15 protein-coding genes are annotated in these 17,825 nt (G+C 66.2%); 3 read left to right on the forward strand and 12 right to left on the reverse strand.

From position 1 onward, the window contains the following. Positions 1-219 precede the first annotated feature (219 nt). A complete protein-coding gene (locus DOL89_RS18850; protein WP_119680903.1) occupies positions 220-993 on the forward strand; it encodes a ferredoxin--NADP reductase in 774 nt (257 codons plus the stop codon). A gap of 35 nt (positions 994-1,028) precedes the next feature. Here the strand turns inward: DOL89_RS18850 and DOL89_RS18855 are convergent, their stop codons facing one another. The 12 genes from DOL89_RS18855 to DOL89_RS25880 all read right to left on the reverse strand — a co-directional run bounded on the left by DOL89_RS18855 (position 1,029) and on the right by DOL89_RS25880 (position 15,660). Beyond that, complete coding sequence (locus DOL89_RS18855; RefSeq protein WP_119680904.1) at positions 1,029-2,942, reverse strand: response regulator; 1,914 nt, start codon at positions 2,940-2,942, stop codon at positions 1,029-1,031. Then, the gene (locus DOL89_RS18860; RefSeq protein WP_119680905.1) at positions 2,942-4,036 is read right to left on the reverse strand and encodes a chemotaxis protein CheB; all 1,095 of its coding nucleotides are present in this window, start codon (positions 4,034-4,036) and stop codon (positions 2,942-2,944) included. Before DOL89_RS18860 ends, DOL89_RS18855 begins: the two co-directional genes overlap by 1 nt. Next, the gene (locus DOL89_RS18865) at positions 4,033-6,219 is read right to left on the reverse strand and encodes a hybrid sensor histidine kinase/response regulator (protein ID WP_119680906.1); all 2,187 of its coding nucleotides are present in this window, start codon (positions 6,217-6,219) and stop codon (positions 4,033-4,035) included. The genes DOL89_RS18860 and DOL89_RS18865 overlap by 4 nt, the downstream gene beginning before the upstream one ends. Beyond that, positions 6,216-7,859 (reverse strand): methyl-accepting chemotaxis protein, encoded by a 1,644-nt coding sequence (locus tag DOL89_RS18870; RefSeq protein WP_162937673.1) that lies wholly within the window; start codon positions 7,857-7,859, stop codon positions 6,216-6,218. The genes DOL89_RS18865 and DOL89_RS18870 overlap by 4 nt, the downstream gene beginning before the upstream one ends. A gap of 60 nt (positions 7,860-7,919) precedes the next feature. Continuing rightward, on the reverse strand, positions 7,920-8,507 hold the full coding sequence (locus tag DOL89_RS18875) for a chemotaxis protein CheW (protein WP_119680908.1): 588 nt from the start codon (positions 8,505-8,507) through the stop codon (positions 7,920-7,922). Further along, complete coding sequence (locus tag DOL89_RS18880) at positions 8,504-9,925, reverse strand: CheR family methyltransferase (RefSeq protein ID WP_162937674.1); 1,422 nt, start codon at positions 9,923-9,925, stop codon at positions 8,504-8,506. Before DOL89_RS18880 ends, DOL89_RS18875 begins: the two co-directional genes overlap by 4 nt. Next, positions 9,922-10,476: a chemotaxis protein CheW gene (locus tag DOL89_RS18885; protein ID WP_162937675.1), complete on the reverse strand. Its 555-nt coding sequence runs from the start codon at positions 10,474-10,476 to the stop codon at positions 9,922-9,924. Before DOL89_RS18885 ends, DOL89_RS18880 begins: the two co-directional genes overlap by 4 nt. A 4-nt stretch (positions 10,477-10,480) precedes the next feature. Further along, on the reverse strand, positions 10,481-10,888 hold the full coding sequence (locus tag DOL89_RS18890) for a response regulator (protein WP_119680911.1): 408 nt from the start codon (positions 10,886-10,888) through the stop codon (positions 10,481-10,483). Positions 10,889-11,067: 179 nt separating this feature from the next. After that, positions 11,068-12,780: a hypothetical protein gene (locus DOL89_RS18895; protein WP_119680912.1), complete on the reverse strand. Its 1,713-nt coding sequence runs from the start codon at positions 12,778-12,780 to the stop codon at positions 11,068-11,070. A 225-nt stretch (positions 12,781-13,005) separates the two neighbouring features. Next, positions 13,006-13,320: an HU family DNA-binding protein gene (locus DOL89_RS18900; protein WP_225889985.1), complete on the reverse strand. Its 315-nt coding sequence runs from the start codon at positions 13,318-13,320 to the stop codon at positions 13,006-13,008. A 143-nt stretch (positions 13,321-13,463) separates the two neighbouring features. Further along, on the reverse strand, positions 13,464-15,176 hold the full coding sequence (locus DOL89_RS18905) for a family 16 glycosylhydrolase (protein WP_119680914.1): 1,713 nt from the start codon (positions 15,174-15,176) through the stop codon (positions 13,464-13,466). Positions 15,177-15,531: 355 nt separating this feature from the next. Then, the gene (locus DOL89_RS25880) at positions 15,532-15,660 is read right to left on the reverse strand and encodes a hypothetical protein (RefSeq protein ID WP_263973589.1); all 129 of its coding nucleotides are present in this window, start codon (positions 15,658-15,660) and stop codon (positions 15,532-15,534) included. A 1,084-nt stretch (positions 15,661-16,744) separates the two neighbouring features. Between DOL89_RS25880 and DOL89_RS25050 the strand changes: the two genes are divergently transcribed. Further along, positions 16,745-17,158: a flagellar hook-length control protein FliK gene (locus DOL89_RS25050; RefSeq protein ID WP_162937676.1), complete on the forward strand. Its 414-nt coding sequence runs from the start codon at positions 16,745-16,747 to the stop codon at positions 17,156-17,158. Between the two features lie 12 nt (positions 17,159-17,170). Further along, positions 17,171-17,824, forward strand: coding sequence for a flagellar hook assembly protein FlgD (locus tag DOL89_RS18915; RefSeq protein WP_119680916.1), 654 nt, complete (start codon positions 17,171-17,173; stop codon positions 17,822-17,824). The last annotated feature ends 1 nt before the right edge of the window (position 17,825 follow it).

The following is a 17,825-nucleotide window of genomic DNA, read 5'->3' on the forward strand; positions in this document are numbered from 1 at the left end:
GAATCGGGGTAATCCGGTTCAAGCCGGGAACCCATGCACAGGAGGGACGGGGGCGTGCCGTTCTACGCAATCCTTAGGCCAGCCAGGGGCCATCCGCCCCATGCGCTCGGGTCTGCCATGCGGCCCCTGGCCCTGCTGGACGATTGTCCTACATAAAGAAATGGGCTATTTGATTGGCAATACCACACGCCGCGGTGTGGAACAGTGTAGAGAGGGATTATGAGCGCGTTCGCCGAGGAGAAGGTCATCTCCGTCCACCACTGGACCGACACGCTTTTCAGTTTCAAGCTGACCCGGGACCAGTCCTTGCGGTTCCTCAATGGCCAGTTCGCCATGATCGGGCTGCAGGTGGAGGGGAAGCCTCTGGTGCGCGCCTACTCCATGGCCAGCGCCAATTATGAGGACCATCTGGAGTTCTTCTCCATCAAGGTTCCGAATGGTCCCCTGACCTCCCGGCTGCAGCACATCAAGGTTGGCGACACAGTGCTGGTGGGGCGGAAGCCCACGGGCACGCTGCTGACGGACAATCTGCGCCCGGGCCGCAACCTCTATCTCTTCTCCACCGGCACCGGCCTTGCCCCGTTCATGAGCCTGATCCGCGATCCGGAGATGTACGGCAAGTTCGACAAGGTCATCCTGACCCACGGCGTCCGCTACAAGGCGGAGCTGGCCTATCAGGAGCTGATCACCCGCGAGCTGCCGGACAATGAATTCTTCGGCGATCTGGTCCGGGAGAAGCTGGTCTACTACCCCACGGTAACGCGCGAACCGTTCAAGACCCAGGGCCGCCTCACCGACCTGATCCACACCGGCCGGATGGCTGCCGATCTGGGCCTGCCCGATCTCGATCCCGAGCTGGACCGCGCCATGATCTGCGGCGGCCCGGACATGCTGGCCGATCTGAAGCAGATGCTGGAAGAGCGCGGCTTCAAGGAAGGTTCCAGCAACGACCCGGCCGACTTCGTGGTCGAAAAGGCCTTTGTGGAGAAGTAAGCCTCCACACATCGGAAAGGCGTGGGGCGGCGCCCTCACGCCGCGGGGGCGGCGCTCTCCGGGTCGGCCAGCCGCACATGTTCCGAGAGGGGCACGTTCATGGTGACGCGCAGCCCTTCGGGCCGGAAATCCTGTTTTGTCGATCCGCCTAGCTCATAAGCCAGGCCGGAGCGGATCAGGCGGGAGCCGAAACCGCTGCGGCTGGGCGGGCTCACCGGCGGACCGCCCGTTTCCCGCCAGGTGATCAGCAGGCGTTCCTTTCCTTCCTCCGCCGCGGCGTCGATGGTCCAGGACAGGTCGACCCGCCCCTCGGGCGTCGAGAAGGCCCCGTACTTCGCGGCGTTGGTGGCCAGCTCGTGCACCGCCATGCCCAGGGCCAGGGCCGCCTTGGGACTCAGTTGCACCGGCGGACCGTCGAGACGCAGGTTGCCGCGCTGCTCATCCCGGTAGGGCGCAGCCTCGCTGGTCAGGAGCTGTGCCAGCTCGACCTCTCCCCAATGATGCCGCGCCAACAGGTTATGGGTATTGGACAGCGCCTGGAGCCTGCCGGAAAAGGCTGCCCAGAAGGCGTCGGTATCCTGCTGGTGGCGCTGGCGGGTCTGGGCGGCGATGGAATTGACAGTGGCCAGGGTGTTTTTCACCCGGTGGCTCAGCTCTGCCATCAGGATGGCTTGGCGCTGCTCGGCCCGCCGCCGCTCGGTGACGTCCACCATCTGCACCACCATGCCGCCTTGGCGCAGATGGGCCACCGACATGATCACCGGCACCTTGGTGCCGTCCACGCGGAACAGCTCGGCTTGCCCGTCGCGCAGGGCGGCGATGCCGTTCTCGCTCAGCCCGATGCTCTCTGCCAGCGGTTTCCCCTGCAACCTCTCCAGCCCGCAGCCCAGCAGCGTTTCCGCTGCCGGATTCATGAAGGTGGGCAGGCCGTCCTGGTCCACCATGAACAGGGCGGTGGAGACGCTTTCCGTAATGGTCCGCGTCACCGCCGCCTGATGTTCCAGCCGCGCATAGGCCTCCTGAAGCCGGTCATTGGCCTCCCGCAGTTCGTCGGCCAGGGCAGCCCGCGCCTCCGCCTCCGCCCGCTCGGCGCGGAGTTGCAGGGATTCGCGCTCGCGGGACAGATAGTCGTCCAGGATGCGGCGGTTCTGCTCCGCCAGGAAACGGCGGCGCAAGGTGGCCCGCAGGCGGGCGCGCAGCACGGCATAGTCCGGCTGCGGCTCGATACAGTCATCCAGCCCCAGCTCCAGTGCGGTACGGATACGACTGGCGGATTCCGCCCCGCGCAGCAGCAGGAGCAGCGCCGGCCCGCCCACGGCGACGGACTGCAACTCCAAGGAGGTGTCCATCCCGTCGCCATCAGTGAGCCGTTCCGCCACGATGATGCAGTCGAAGGCCCGCTCCGGCGCGCGGCGCATGGCGCTGGCTGCATCCGGCACATGCTCCACCCGACAGCCCTCTTCCCGCAGAACCTGATCAAGGTCTTCGGCCCGTTCCGCCGGGGCGCCGACCACCAGCACCTCCGCCTTGCGGAAGGCGGCGCGGGGCAGGGCCATGCTGCTGTCCGGGTCGCGGTCGGTGTGGCGGAGCTGGTTGCGGACCCGCAGCAGAATCATGCTGTCCTGCGCGGATTTCGGCAGGAAGTCGTCGGCCCCGCTCTCAAGCCCGGCCTGCTGCGCCGCCGGCGATTCATCCGCCGTGAGCACGATGATCGGCATGGAGAAGGTGCCGACATTCAGGCGAATCTGCCGGCACAGCTCGTCGCCCCGCATGTCCGGCAGGTGATAATCCAGAATCATCAGATCGGGGAGGGAGCGGTTCAGCTCGTCCAATGCATGGGCGGCGGAACTGGCGATACTCACCGCAAATCCGGCGCGATCGAACATGTCCTCCAGGCGCAGGGCCTGCGTAAGGCTGTCTTCGACGAGCAGGATGCGTTGCTTGCGCATCAGAATGAACCCTCCTGCCGGATGCCGGCGAGGATGCGCAGGCGCGGCGCGATCAAGTGTAGCGGCAGGGTCGTACGCACCGCACCAAGTTTCGCCGCCGCGGCCGGCATGCCATAGACAACGGCCGTGCTCTCATCCTCTGCAATGGTCTGCGCGCCGACACGGTACAGCTCCAGCATGCCGTCGGCGCCGTCGCTGCCCATGCCGGTCAGCACGACGCCGATCGCCCGCGGCCCGAGATCGGCTGCCATACTCTTCAGCAGCAGCGTGCCGGAAGGGCGCTGCCCGCCCACGGGCGGAGACTTGTCCAGCCTGAGACGACCGCCCGAGAGGGCGAGATGATGCTCGACGGGCGCGACATAGACGCAGCCGCGCTGCGGCGCCTCTCCATCCGCGGCGATGCGCACCTGGTAAGGCGTGGAGGAACTCAGCCAGTCGGTAAATCCAGCCAGGAAGCTGCCCACGATATGCTGCACCAGAAGGATGGGCAGCGGATAATCCGCCCCAAGCCCGTTCAAGAGCGTGACCAGCGCGCTAGGGCCGCCGGTTGAGGCGACAATGCCGAGGGCAGCGTAGCTCTCGGGCACGTTCGGTGCCGTCCGGGGAGCCGCCTGCGGCGCGGCAGACAAGCTTCTGGCAGCCCCGTCCAGGGCAAAGGCCAGGTCCCGCCGCATGCTCTGCCGCACCACCTTGATCTTGCTCATGCGAACCAGTTGATCGCAGAGCCGCTTGGCAAGTACGGCATAGTCGGCGTGGCTCAACCCCTGCGGCTTCTCCACCACGGCAAGGGCTCCGGCGCGGAGCGCATCCATGGCCAGATGCCCGTCCTCCGAATTCACCCCGGCGGCGACGACCACGATGGGCGTGGGCCTGCGGCGCATCACCTCCAGCGTCGCATCCAGCCCGTTCATGCCCGGCAGGCGGATGTCGAGCGAGATCACGTCGGGCTGCACACGTTCCAGCCGGTCCAGCATCTCCTCGGCCGAGGCTACCGTCTCCACCACCGTGAGTCGGGCGTCCCTGCCGATGGCATGCTGGAGCAGCAGGCTGACGGTAGGAGAGTCCTCGACGATCAGAACACGGATGGGCGTCATATCAGCTGCCTGATGGTGGCCAGCAGCTCGGCCTGTTCAAAACGCTGCTTGACGATGTAGGCATCCGCCCCGAGAGCCAGCCCGCGTTGACGGTCCTCCCGCTTCGCCAGTGAAGTCACAAGAATAACCGGCGTGGACGATAGTTCCGGGTCCTGCTTCATGGTCTCGACCAGACCGAACCCATCGAGATGGGGCATCTGGACGTCCGCGATGACCAGATCGATCCGGTCCGACCGCAGGCGTTGCAGCGCCTGCATGCCATCCACCGCCAGCAGCACCTGATAGCCATGCGCCTCCAGGATGCTCTTCTCCAGCGTGCGGGTGGTCAGGCTGTCATCCACCACCAGCACCACGGGCGTGCGCGGCGTCTCCGGCCGCTCGACGAGGGTAATGCCCGTACGTCGGTCGGCGCCAAGCAACGCATAGGGATTCAGAACCAAGGCCACCCGTCCATCATCCAGAACCATGCCGCCGGACACGGCCCCATCGGTCGGCAGCGGATGGCCCAGATCCCGGACCAGCCCCTGACGCAATCCGACGAATCCGTCGCAGGCGAAGGCGGCCCGGCCGCTCTCGGCGCGCACCACCAGGATGAAAACACTCGACCGGCTGGTTTGGACCTGCGCCCCAGGCATTCCGAGTACGCTAGCCAGACTGGATAGGGGTAGGACCTCTCCATCCAGTCGGACCACCGGGCGCCCCTCCAGCATCTCGATGGCCGAGGGGCGGATCCGGTGCAGGCGGGCGACGCCGTCGGCAGGAATGCCGAAGATCTGGTCCTTGACCATGGCGAGCAGCACGGTCTGGGCGAAGCCCGAGACGGGCACGGTGATGCGGAACTCCGCCCCGCCTTCTGGCCGGTTCTGTGCGCGGACCGCTCCGCCCAGGCGCAGGGCCGCCTCCCACACCACCGACAGGCCCATGCCGCGCCCGGCCATGTCGCTCACCTCCGCCCGGGTGGTGAAGCCTGGGCGGAAGATCAGGCGCAGAAGCTCCTCTTCCTGGATCGTATCGCTGCGCCCGGAAAGAAGGCCCCGGCGCTCCGCCGCGGCGCGTACAGCCCGCAGGTCGAAGCCGCGGCCGTCATCCGCGACGCAGACCTCCAGCCGGCCGGCCACCATGCGGAATGTCAGGGACAGATGGCCTGCTTCCGGCTTGCCCTTGGCCCGCCGCTCCGCCGCGGATTCGATGCCGTGGGACAATGCGTTGCGCAGCAGATGCAGCACCGGGTCCTTCAGCCGTTGCAGCACCAGCCGGTCGGCACGCAGCCCCAGCCCCTCAACCGTGATCTCCGCCTGCACGCCCAGGTCGGAGGCAGTGGAGCGGACCAGGCTGCGCGTGGTGCCGAACACGGCCTCCACCTGCACCATGCGGGCATCGGCCAGATCGTCGCGCAGGCCGCCGCCCAGCTGGCGGGCCGTCTGGGCGGACTGCACGCCCGAACGGCGCAGGGTGCGACCAGCCGCGGTCAGGCTGCGCAGACGGCGGTCCAGGCGTTCCGCCACGGCCGTACCCGCCCCATGGCTGCTCAGGATGCGCCGCAGTTCCCGCCAATCCTCCTCGATGGCGCGCAGCCCATCGGCCATGGCGCCGACCTGCCGCGCCGAATCCTCCCAGCGCTTGGATTCCGTCAGCAGTTCGCCGGTGGTCTCAAGGATGCGGTCCAGCCGGACCGCTTCCATGCGCAGGGTCCCGGCCGCACTGTCCGCAGGTGCGGGGCCGGGAACCGGCGGGGTGGGGAGATTGGGCCTAGACAGCTTGACCGGGGCGCCGACCGGGAGGGATGACCGGCGCGGCGGTGCCGCGCCCAGATACCGGTCCAGTTCGGCCAGCATGGGCGCAGGATCGACGGGCGGCGCTTCTCCCGTCAAGCTGCTGGCCACGTCCTCCACCATGTCCAGGGCGGCGCGGGCGAGTTGGATCGCCTCCGCCCCGAGCGGCGTCTGCTGTTGACGTGCCCGGTCCAGCAGGGTCTCCAGCCGGTCCGCCAGTTGCTCCGCCGGCGCAAGGCCGACAGCCCGTGCCGCCCCCTTGAGGCTGTGTGCCTGCCGGAACGCCTCCTCCAGCGCGGCAGGCGCAGGCGCGGCCTCGACCGCGGCGTCCAGGAAAACCCGGATGCCGGCAAGATAGTCACGATGCTCGATCTGGAAGGCCTGGATCAGCCTTGCCTGGATGTCGCTCACAGCCGGTACTTCTCGAACAGTCTGGTCAGGGTCTCGCCCATCTGGTTGAGGTCGGTGGACGCCTTGGCGAGCTGATCCGTACTGGACGCGGTCTGCACGCTGGCCTGACGGATCTGCTGGAGACCCTGCGCGATCTGCTCCACGCCGATGCGCTGCTGACCGGTGGCGCCGACCACCTGCTGGAAGGAGCCGCTGTTCTCCTGGATGTTTTCGGCCATGCGATGGATCGCCTCTTCGGAGGCGAGCGCCTTCTCGCGGCCGACGGTGACGCGCTTCAGGGCCTCTTCGGTCAGCATGACCGAGGCGCTGATGTTCTTCTGCGTCTGTTCCAGGATGCTGCGGACCTGCTTGGTCGCGTCCTTCGCCTGGTCGGCCAGGGCCTTGATCTCATTGGCGACCACTGCGAAGCGCCGGCCCTGGTCGCCGGCATCCGCAGCCTCGATGGCGGCGTTCAGGGCGACCAGGTTCGTCTGCTCGGAAATCTCGTTCACCGTGGCGATGATTTCGCCGATGGCCTGGGTGCGCTCCGACAGGGCCACGATGGTTTCGGCAACGCTTTCCGTCTGGGCGCGAATGGATTCCATGGCGCTGGCGGCATCGCGCACCGTCAGCAGACCGGACTGGCCCGTGGCGGCCATGTCCTCTGCGGCGCCGCCCACCTGACGTGCGAGCTCGGAGACCTGCTGCGAGGACTGTCCGATCTCCTCCACCGTGGAGGTGATCTCCTGCACTGCCGCAGCCTGCTGGCGCGTACTGGCCGCCTGCTCCTGGATGGACGCGGAGATCTGGGCCACGGCCGCGGCCAGTCGCTCCGCCGTGGAGCGGGTCTCCTGCGTGATGGACTGGAGGGAGGACAGCATCTGGTTGAAGGTCAGGCTCAACAGACCCAGCTCGTCGGCGGAGATCACCGGCAGCGGCGGCTGGCGGAGGTTCCCCTCGATGATCCCGCGCGCCATGGCGACGCAGTTCTGCAGCGGGCCGACGATGCTGCGCGCGGCCAGCCACGCCACGATGGCCCCGATCACGATGGCGATGGCGCCGATCACCGCCTGCGCCACAACGGCCTGCTGGACCCGCTGCTGCGACAGGACGATGAATTGTTTGGCCGACGCATCGGCGGCATTCGTCGCAGCGACGCGCAGTTCATCAAGCTCGGCCAGGACGCGCAGATCGCTGTAGTCCTGGTTCTGCGTGGCAGTCAGCGCCTGCAGGCGGGATGCCAGCCGGTCAATGGCGAGCGCCTGCTCCTCCAGCGTCCTGGCCAGCGCAGGATGCGGCTTCGGCATGTCCACGGTCGCCCCCGTCACGGCGTCGACCAGGGCAGGACCGCCGTTCCGCAAGGATTGTAGGTTCCGTTCCAGGAGGCGCAGGCGCTGGGGCACGTCGACGGGCGCTCCCATCATGCCCGTCAGGGAGTCGATGTAGAAATTCTGGATCAGGTAGCGCTGTCGCCCCATCGCTTCCGCCTGAGCGGCGTCGCTCTTCTGCTCCTGCAGAATGATGATGGATGAGGCCAGCAGGACCAGGATCGCGGTGGTGAAGACAGCGGCGACAAGGAACAGCTTCATGCCGACCTTCATACTCCGCCACGGCCCGAACGAGCCCGGCATGCGGGCGTAGGTAGAGGTCAGGTCGGTCATCTGCGTTGCCTCGAGAAGTCTGGACGTTTTGGTCTTGGAACTGGTTCTGGCAGCGGCGGGTCAGCCGGTTTCTCTGATTTCCCGCTCCAGCGGACCGCCGAGGCCGGTCAGCCGTCCAGGATCGATCAGGATGAGCCCGTCGGGCGCGATCCCCTCGACGAAGGAGCGGTGCTGCGGCTCCTGATCGGGCGCGGAACCGGGAGTGACGAGCGCGCCGGTATCGATATGTGAAACCTCGCCCAGGGACTCTATCCGCAGGCCATAAATCCCGCCGGGGCAGCGCGCCAGCAGCACATAGGCCGGTGCGTCGGCGGCCGGGGCGGGATGCCCTAGAAGGTAGTGCATGTCGACCACGGGCAGGGGATTTCCGCGCCGGGCCGCGACCCCAAGCAATGCCAGCGGCCAGCCCGGCACCGGCGACCAGCGGTGCAGCGGCATCACTTCGGCAAGACCGGTCAGGCGCACGGCGATCCGGGACGGGCCCACCATGGCGCTCAGCACGCCGGTTCCGCGCAGTCCGGCTTCCTCCAGAGGGCGGGCCAGCCGGGCGGCGCGACGCCGGAACAGGGCTTCCAGCGCGTGCCGGTCGGCGCCTTCCAGGGCGTCGGCCGCGTTCTCCGCGGCAAGTGTGGTTAGGTTTCCGGTCATGAGGGACGTTCAAGCTGGGTGATCTGGGTCTGTGCCGCCTGCCGCAGTTCCTCGACCGTGATGCCGGGCACGCCGCGCACGGCGGCCGTCGGCTCCGTTCGCTGGGAGAGGTCGAGCACGTTCCGGAAACAGCGTTGCGCGCCCTCCTGGTCGGTGGGCCGCAGCAGGCATCCAAGCTGGTAATGCGCAATCAGCGCAGTGCGGTCCAGGTAGAGCGCGCGGCGGTACGCCTCGATCGCCTGCGGAACACCTCCGCGCTGCTCATGCACCATGCCGAGGCAGAAATGCACCCAGGGGTCCAGCGGCTCCTGGCTCAACCAGCGTTGGCAGGCTGCGGCTGCACCCTCCCAATCGCCACGGCGGATCAGTTGCTCCACTTCCTCCGCCAGTGCAGGGGCGGCCGCGGGAGGCTGCGGCACCGGCATGGGCGGCAGGGGGGCAGGCTTCGCGGGTGGGGCGCGCCGCACCGGCGCGGATTGCTGACGGCGCGGGCGTGAGGCAGCCGGCGGCGGAAGCTGGAGCGAGGGCTTGGGGGCGAGCTTGGTCCAGAGCGGCTGCGGCCGGACCACCCCGCCCTCCGGCTTGCGGTACAGAACCGCGTCCGGCAGCATCACCGCTTCATAGTCTCGGAACAGCCGCATGTCCGGCTCCGCATGGCCGACCAAAAGCCATCCGCCCTCCGGCAGGCTCTTGTGGAATTCCGCAAGGATTCGGGCGTTTGTTTCCTGATCGAAATAAATAAAGACATTACGGCAGAAGATCAGGTCCGGGCTGCCCAGCTCGAGCGGAACGCGGTCGCGCACCAGATTGTGGTACTGGAAGCTCGTCCAGGCACGGTAGTCGGGCTTCAGCTCCCAATGGCTGCCCGCACGGGTGAAGCAGCGGTCGCGCAGATCGTCGGGCGTGGCACGGAACGACCAGGAGCCGAAGCGCGCCGCCCGGGCAGCGGCCAGGAAGCGCCGGTTGATGTCGGTGCCCAGAATGCCGACATCCCAGTCCTTCAGCTCCCGGCCGAAGCGCTCCTTCAGCAGGATAGCCGCCGTATAGGCTTCAGCACCGGTCGCGCAGCCGGCACTCCAGATCCGGAGCTGTCGGATGTCCGCCTTGCGGGCCAGGATGTCCGGTATGATGCGGTCGGTGAAGGCTGTCCATTGGCCGGCATGGCGCAGGAAGTAGGTTTCCCCGATGGTCAGCTCCGCCGCCAGGGCATCCTTCTCCGCCACCGCCTGGTCGCCGGTCAGCAGACGCAGATAGGCCGTTCCGTCCGCAGCACCGGCCGCCTTCATGCGCCGGGCGAAGGCGGCTGCCAGGGATTCATCCTTGTCGGCATAGAAAGTCATGCCGGTCAGTTCGATGGCCATTGCCTTGAGTTGCGGGAACCGGGGGTCGCGCTGCAACTCGGCGGGAGAGGGGCTCACGGCGCCTCCTCCGGGAAGCGGTCGTCCAAGGCGCGGCGGCGCGCCTCTTCCGCCGCGCGGAACGCCTCGATCCGGGTTTCCTCCTCGCGCAGCAGCAGCCGCTCCGGCACCAGCACGCCGCAGGTCTCGTTCTCCAGCATCACCTCTGCCCGCAGCACCCCGCCGAAGCTTTCCGCCGGGTCCACCTGCCGCCAGGAGCGAGCGTCCGGTCGAAGGATGGCGAGAGCACGGTCCACGAGCAGCGCACGGGGCGAGGGGCCACGAAGCCGCACCAGGGCAGTGGCCGGGCTGGGCGGCAACTCGGGCAGGCCCAGCAGCCGGGCCAGGCTCACCACCGGAAGCGCCAGATCGGGCAGCATGAGGAAACCCGCGAGGAGCGGTGGCCGGTTGGGCGGCTCGGCCAGCGCCGCCATGGGCAGCAGCGACTGAACGGCAGCGCGGGGCAGGGCGAAGCTGCGCCCGGACAGGGCGAAAACCAGAAGTTCGTCGCCGGTCTTGCCGGACACCTCCGTAGCGGCGGCGCGGCCGCCTATGGTCGCGGTTCCGGTCACGGGCTCAGCCGCCCGGCTGGGCCGGCTTGCCGGTGATGACCAGATGGCGCAGTTCGGTAAGGAGTTCCTGCTCGCCGAACGGCTTCTGCAGGCGCCGGCAATCCCGCAACCGCTCCGGCAGCATGCCGGATTCATATCCGGTCGTCAGCATCACAGGCACATTGCGCGCCACCAGCTTGTCGGCCACAGGATAAACGGCCTCTCCCGCCAGATTGACGTCCAGTATGGCACCATCCAACGGCTGATCATCGGCCAGCCGGATTGCCTCTTCCACGTTCTTCGCGGGCCCGATCACATCGCATCCGGCAGACGAAAGGATATCCGCAACAAAAATTGCGTTTATGAACTCGTCCTCGACCAGAAGGATTTTAAGGCCGGCAAGTGATTCGGGCATACTGCTCAGCTCTTCCATTAGAAATAAAATAAAACAGGCTGACGATGCCTTCGAGCATGTCAACCTGCCAAGAGACTTGATCTCACAGAACAAGAAAAAGGATACAACGGCCGCATCCGGGCTGTCGAACCAGACGGTCGGCCTATTACCGAACTTAGGCCTATCGGCCTAGTCCGACTGTGTGGTCTCAGTGCGCGCTAGCGGGTCCGGCGCGCGCCACGGCTGGGCTTTACCCAAAGGCGCAGGTCGGAAAAGCGCGGCACGCGTCGCTCAATGAAGCCGTTAGCGCGCGCATAATCGATGAAGGGCTGCTCCAGCAGTTTTTCCTCTTTGCCCACCAGGATGGCAGCAGGCGGACGGTCGCGCAGCAGTTCGTCCAGAGTCTCGGGCGTAACGCCGTTCAGCCTGTCGATCTCCGCCGGCTTCAGCCGGTCGCCCGTACGATAGAAGAAGGGGCCGGCCGACAGTTCGGGATAGATATCCAGCCCAGCCTCCAAGGCGAAGATCGGGGTCAGGGTCAGGACCGGCCCATCCGTGCCGGCGGCCGCCAGCTCGCCCCGAATGCTGGCGCTGGCCTCCGCGACGCGATTGACCATCCATTTGTGCGGCATCACCAGCTTGGGGGCGGTCTGCATGAGCAGCGCCGTTCCCGGCAGGCAGCCGACGATGACCACCCCTGCGAAGATGGCTCCACGGGCGCCGAACATCGGGGCCAGCGCATGGAACAGGAACGGTGCCGACAGGGCCAGCATGGCCGCGAAGGGGTGGAAGTACTGGATATAGGGCGGGCGAGGCAGCAGCCCGGCGATCAGGGCCAGCACTACCAGAAGCAGGGTCAGGGACGCCCGGTTGCGGGCCAACCGCTCGCGGATAGCAGGACCGATATGGGTTGCGCGGGTGGCCACCATGGTGATCGCGATCAGGATCACCACGGCCATGACGGCATCAGAGAAGACCCGGCGGTTCAGGAACTCGGCAAGATGCTCCGCCCCGAAATAGCTCTCCCGCCCGATCATCCGGTGCCACGCCAAGGGCGTGTCCAGGTGGTAGGTGAAATTGCCTTCGATGAACCCGTGCCAGGCACCGATAGCGTAGCTGAGGATCAGCAGCAGCCCAAGGAAGCCGCCGGCGGTGAGCGGCAGTGCGCTGTCCAGGATGCGGCTGCGGATTGTCCGGCCGGAATCCATCAGCAGCACGTAAATCATGATTCCCAGTGGCGCGAACCCCCAGGACAGTTTCAGCCCGACGGACAGCGCCAACAACAAACCGGCCAAGCCCAGCAGCCTTCTGCGCCCGACATCCGCGTCGAGCCCGCGCAGCGTCAGCAGGATGCCGGCCAGTCCCGCCGCACAGGGCGCCATGTCGTTGCGGCTGCTGTCGACCGCGGCCAGAACGGCCGTGGAGGTAATGAACAGCAAGGTGGTTCCCAGCCCGACCATATGGTTGTGGGTCAGGCGCACGGCCTGCTGCCACAGCATTGCGCAACAGCCCAGGGTCAACAGCCAGGTAAGCAGGCGGGCGGCCAGGAAATAGCCGCCATCTCCCCCGCCCGTCAGCTGGAAGGCGGCGGCAAGCAGCTCCGGATAGAGCGGAGTCTGGAGATAGATGAAGTCGCGGTAGACCTCTCCTTGCATCGCCAGCACGCCGGCCGCGATGAACTGCTCCTCATCGTGGTTGTAGCCACGGCCGATGGCAAAGACGAGGAGCACCAGGGCAAGAATGGCCCCCGCGATCACCGGGAGGGTGGCAGCCCGGCCGGCGCGGTCGCGCGATACTGTCAGCCCGGCTGAATCCAGGGACGTGATGGCGCCGGTTCCGGTGGGCGTGGCCGCAATGGCCTTGGCACTGACGGGTTCGCTGCCCGGGGGCGGGACCTGGGCCTGGATGGAATCCGCCTCGCGCTTCGCCATTCGGTCTACCGTCTTTACCGGAACAGCTTCCTCCTTACAGGTGCGCCACGGTCCAGGCAATCGGAATGCCCGGTCGCAGTGGAAGGGTCACGAGAGTGTCACGGAGGAAATGGCAGCGGAGGGCGGGAGTACGCAGGCCGGATTCCTGCGGGGCGGCTTGATTGTGCAACGAAAAGGGCGGCGCATCTTGCGATGGCCGCCCCGTTCCGATGCGTAGCGCCCGGATCAGCCGTTGACGGCGTCCTTCAGGCCCTTGCCGGCGGTGAACTTCGGCTGCTTGGAGGCGGCGATCTCGATGGTCTCGCCGGTGCGCGGGTTCTTGCCCTGGCGCGCGGCGCGCTCAGCGACGGCGAAGGTCCCGAAGCCCAGCAGGCGCACATCGTCACCCTTCTTCAGGGCGGCGGCGATACCGTCGAACACGGCGTCGACAGCCTTGGTGGCATCGGACTTGGACAGGCCGGTGGTGTCGGCGACGGCGGCGACGAGATCGTTCTTGTTCATGCTTTGGCTCCCTTGAGCGCGTTGAGGTGGCTCTTTCAATGAACGAAGTTGGGCCGTTCCACCAAGCCCAAACCCGCTGTTTCCAAGCGAATTAACGCCAAACGCGGCAGCGGGGCAACACCGAACACGTGCCGCAGCCTGTCTGGGCCTCCCGCGGAACCGGTTACGGGAGGCGGTCGGGGTCAATGTAGGAGCATTCTGTCGAAGATCGTGGAATGGCTCCAGTCAGGCACGCCGATGATCACAGGCTGCAGCGCCACTGTATTGGAGATGTCCAGGACTGGCGCGAAAAGGTCCGAGGCGGGAAGGATATCATCGCGCATGCCCGTAACAACCTCATCCAGCATGGGAAACGCGGAGACTGACCGGTGCTGTCCAGTGCTGCTCTGTGGCTGGTCTGTGACGCCGGGCAGGGGGGCAGCGTCTGCATAACGCTCGACTTGGCCGGCCTTGCTTGTGCGCGGCGTGCTCTCCGCGACGGCTTCCTCATAGCTCTTCCAGAGCGAACCGCCTTCCCGAATCCTGTACTCCAGCACGTCCGACTTCGGGTGTGCCAGCAGCGGACCCGGCATCGACGGCTTTGTCGGCGCGGGACCGGACAGGACGGGGGCATTCGTCGGGACCGCTACAGGGTTGGTGAAGATGAAGACGTCCGGGGTCAGGGCATTCAGGCTGAGATTCTTCAGCAGCAGGGCCTGATCCTCATCCAGGCGTAGAAGCACGTCCGAACCCATCTGGCGAGCCCAGACCAGCACGTCATCCGCGTGACAGAAATGGAACCCGTCCAACCGGATTTTGTCCGTATTATTAACGGTGTTGCTGAAATCCAGGATGACGTCGTTGCCGCGCCCATTCCTGATCACAAAGATGTCTGTTCCGCGCCCGCCTTGCAGCGTGTCGTCGCCCCGGCCCCCATCCAACTCGTTATAGGAAGACCTGGAACCGCCGAGGAAATTATTCTTGTCATTCCCGGTCAGGAAGCGGCTGCCATCGCCGGACATGACTGCATTGGTTTCCTCCGGCTTCATGGTGTAGCGCCAAGCGTATGAGGTGACCGGGCTTGTCCTGGTCAGTACCGTGAAATCCTCGATGCCGATGGTCGCCCAGCCCGTAGGAATGCCGACGAGCTGGTGATCCGGCGTCTTTTGATAGGCCCGGATGTAATCAATCTTCATGTCCGCCGGAAATGGCGTGCTGCCGTCCGGATTGCCCGGCCAGTAGCCGCCGACGGCCAGATTGGCGACCAGATAGGCGGGCTGGTTGGTGATCTTGTTTGCCGTCTCACCGACCTTGATGCCGTCGTAATACCAGACGACTTTATTTTCCTGCCAGTCGATGCCGTAGGTGTGGAACCCGCCGGAGCTATCGAACATTCCCTTCACGGCGACCGCATAGACCTTCTTATGGCTGCCGGATTCGTCCTTGTAGTGGGAAGTGCCGTAAAGCTTGTCCGGCTCCTTCCCCAGAACCTCAACCACGTCCAGTTCCGGAGGCCATTGGCCATCCAGTGTCAGCATCCAGAAGGCTGGCCAGAGGCCCTTGCCAGCCGGCATCTGGGCCCGGATCTCGAAATAGCCGTACTGCATCGAGAAGCCGCGCTCGGACGAGATCATGCCGGACGTGTAATCGAGGTTGTCGATTTGCGCCTTGATCTCCGCCGAAGCCGGTTCGGCACGGATCGTAAGAATGCCGTCCTGTACGTTGAAGGGATTCAGTCCCAGATTCTTGTAGGACGGGTCGACATAGAGTTGCTTCTCCCCGTTGCCAGGTAGCGTCCGCGTTCCCCAGTATCCGTAAGGTCTCCAGAAGCCGTCGGACTGGCCAAGAAGATCGATCTCATCGAAATCGTCGCTGAAGACCATCTTGTACTTTGAAAGGTCCAGTGTCTCCGTCATCGGCGCCGTCCTGCGTGCTTTCAGCGTCGCATATCCGCACAGCCCATTCCGCGCGGATGGTGGACGTCTGCTTGACTCGGGCAGGCATCCAGCACGGTCAGAATCGATAGTGGTAATTAACGACCGCTTTAACAGGCCGGCAACGCCTGTGATGATCCTGTGACAATACCCAATTTGGGCGGATTAAGCCCTTAGGTCGCGCGATTGTCGCTTGGACGCGCGGCCTTTGTCCCCGTTCTGCCCGCACAGGCTATCCGGCGGCCAAGCGATACAACTCATCGGGGCAAGGCCAACTGAATCCGGGGGAATCAGGACAGTCCGTGGGCTTTGGATGTGGCCGAAAATGGTGCGCTCGTCAGGCCGCGCCGTGTGCAGGGTCAAGCAGCGCGATCAGGCGCTCCGCCTCCGCCGGAAGTGGTCGGCTTGCCGGCACCGACAACAGGTACCGCTCAAGCCGCGCACCATGGGCGATGGTGGCCAGCATGCATTCGAGCCGGCGGAGGGTGATGTCGTCACAGCTTTCGAGTGCTGCGCGACAACTCCGCAGAGCGCGCGCTTTCCGCCCGTCTGCACTCCGGTCCCGCATCAGCCGCCCTCCGTCTGTTGTCGGGTCGACCTTAGCCGGCCTTGTTTAAAGCCGCTTTCATCCGCGATCGGGTTTGCGGAGCCCGGCTGGAGGGGGCGGGCCGAACGCAAACGCCAGTTTAATTTCCGCAGCATAGGGTCAGGCTGGTTTCCAAATGGAGACGAACTTGATCGCACCCATGCTCCCGCCGCCCGGCCCTGGCCGCGAAACACAGTCCTCATTTGCCGCAGGTTCCTCCAAGGCAGCCCTGACCGGCCCCGGACGCGGATTCAATTCTCTTGTCACCGGGCAGGGGACCGGGACAGGCGGGCGCGTGGCCATGTCCCTCACAGGGGGAAAGCCGGAGCAAGGGAACTCGCTAGCGGTTGGAGGCGGGGTACCGGAGGTGGGGGCGTCGCTGGGAGGCGTTGCCGCCCCCGTGGAACCGGTCGCTTCCGCCGCAGATCAGGCTGTCCCGGCCGTTATGGACGCTGCCGCCCCGGAGCTGGAGCAGATCGAAGACGTTCTGGTCGTGCCGGGTGGGCAGGCCACTCCTGCGGCACCTTCTCAGGCAGCGGCAGGGACTGCCGGCTCTGAACTCTCCATGATGAGCCTGGACGGTGGAGATGCTCCGGCATCGCCGGGCACGCCTCCGCAGCCCGGAAGCATCCTCGATGACGAGGGCAAGGTCGCATCTCCAGCGCCTTCCGCCCGGCCGCAGGAGATGCCGACGGCGGCGGTACGGGGCGCTGCGTCAGGTGGGCAGTCCGACCGTCCAATGCTTCCGGCCGGACGCACTGTTCCGATCGCCGTCGGTCCGGGAGCCGAACCGGCGCCCGGTGGCCTGTTCACAACGCCGGAACCTGCGGGCCCGCCGCTCCCGACGCTGGCGTCATCCGCCGCTCCCGATGTTCAATCGACGCTCATGCAGATGCCGGCCCAGTCGGCATCGTCGCCAGTCGCGGCGGGTGCGGCAGCCGCCCATCAGGCCCGGACGACAGCCATGGAAGCGCCTGCGGGACAACTCTTCGTCCGCATCGAACAAGCCACCGCGGAAGGCCAGACCCGCTTCGCCGTACGTCTGGACCCGGAGGAGTTGGGGCGCGTGGAGGTCGTGCTGGAATTCCAAGATGGCCGTGTGCAAGCAACTGTCGCCGCCGACCGTCCCGCCACGTTGGAACTGCTGCAGCGCGACGCCCGCTGGCTGGAGCGGGCGATGGAGCAGGGCGGCTTCAAGCTCCAGCAGGACGGTCTTCATTTCACACTGCGCGATGGCCAGGCTGGAGCCGGGCAGGAGGGCGGACAGCGTGCCGCCCGCCTTCTCGCCGCCGGCTTCGATGGTGCGGATTCCCGTGACGACATGCTGGTCCCCGCCGCCGCACGGCGGCTGGAGGGGCTGGTGGATATCCAGGTGTAAGGAACCAAGTCCATGACCGATCTTTCCGTCCAGTCCGGCATGACCGATCCGGCCGCAAGCGCCGCCCAAACCCGCCTCACCGCTGACACCCAGTCGTTCCTGAAACTGCTGACGACGCAGCTTTCCAACCAGGACCCGCTGGCGCCGGTCGACCCGACCCAGTTCGTCAGTCAGCTCGCCCAGTTCTCCAGCGTGGAGCAGGCGGTGCAGTCCAATAGCCGGCTCGCCGAGGTCCTGTCCGAACTCCGCGCCAGCGGCGACCGGATGGACCTGTCCTATATCGGCCGGGAGGTTGAGGTGGCCGATACGCGGGTGGCGCTTACCGAAGACGGTGCCTCTGCACGCTATCTGGTTCCCGACGGGGCGCAGCGGGTCGAAGTCCGCATCCTGGATATGGAAGGAAAGACGGTGCGAACGATCCAAGGCAGCACGGTTGCCGGGATCAAGGACCTTGAATGGGACGGCCGCACCGACAGCGGCACCCAGGCGGAGACCGGCATCTACCGCGTGGAGATCGGCGCGTTCGACAAGGACGGCAAGCAGCTTGAGACCCAGATCACCGTCACCGACAAGGTGCGTCGCGTGGTACGGCAGGACGGGAAAACGCTGTTCCAGCTGAATGGCGGCCAAGTGGTGACGCGCGACCAGATCGTCTCGGCAGGTTGAT

Origin of the sequence: Indioceanicola profundi (assembly GCF_003568845.1) — a bacterium.
Classification (GTDB): domain Bacteria; phylum Pseudomonadota; class Alphaproteobacteria; order Azospirillales; family Azospirillaceae; genus Indioceanicola; species Indioceanicola profundi.

What these genes read in the sequence shown, in the direction of transcription:
- DOL89_RS18850 (WP_119680903.1), top strand. Translation starts at nt 220, where the DNA reads ATGAGCGCGTTCGCCGAGGAGAAGGTCATCTCCGTCCACCACTGGACC.
- DOL89_RS18855 (WP_119680904.1), bottom strand. Translation starts at nt 2,942, where the DNA reads ATGCGCAAGCAACGCATCCTGCTCGTCGAAGACAGCCTTACGCAGGCC.
- DOL89_RS18860 (WP_119680905.1), bottom strand. Translation starts at nt 4,036, where the DNA reads ATGACGCCCATCCGTGTTCTGATCGTCGAGGACTCTCCTACCGTCAGC.
- DOL89_RS18870 (WP_162937673.1), bottom strand. Translation starts at nt 7,859, where the DNA reads ATGACCGACCTGACCTCTACCTACGCCCGCATGCCGGGCTCGTTCGGG.
- DOL89_RS18875 (WP_119680908.1), bottom strand. Translation starts at nt 8,507, where the DNA reads ATGACCGGAAACCTAACCACACTTGCCGCGGAGAACGCGGCCGACGCC.
- DOL89_RS18890 (WP_119680911.1), bottom strand. Translation starts at nt 10,888, where the DNA reads ATGGAAGAGCTGAGCAGTATGCCCGAATCACTTGCCGGCCTTAAAATC.
- DOL89_RS18895 (WP_119680912.1), bottom strand. Translation starts at nt 12,780, where the DNA reads ATGGCGAAGCGCGAGGCGGATTCCATCCAGGCCCAGGTCCCGCCCCCG.
- DOL89_RS18905 (WP_119680914.1), bottom strand. Translation starts at nt 15,176, where the DNA reads ATGACGGAGACACTGGACCTTTCAAAGTACAAGATGGTCTTCAGCGAC.
- DOL89_RS25880 (WP_263973589.1), bottom strand. Translation starts at nt 15,660, where the DNA reads ATGCTGGCCACCATCGCCCATGGTGCGCGGCTTGAGCGGTACCTGTTG.
- DOL89_RS25050 (WP_162937676.1), top strand. Translation starts at nt 16,745, where the DNA reads ATGGAAGCGCCTGCGGGACAACTCTTCGTCCGCATCGAACAAGCCACC.
- DOL89_RS18915 (WP_119680916.1), top strand. Translation starts at nt 17,171, where the DNA reads ATGACCGATCTTTCCGTCCAGTCCGGCATGACCGATCCGGCCGCAAGC.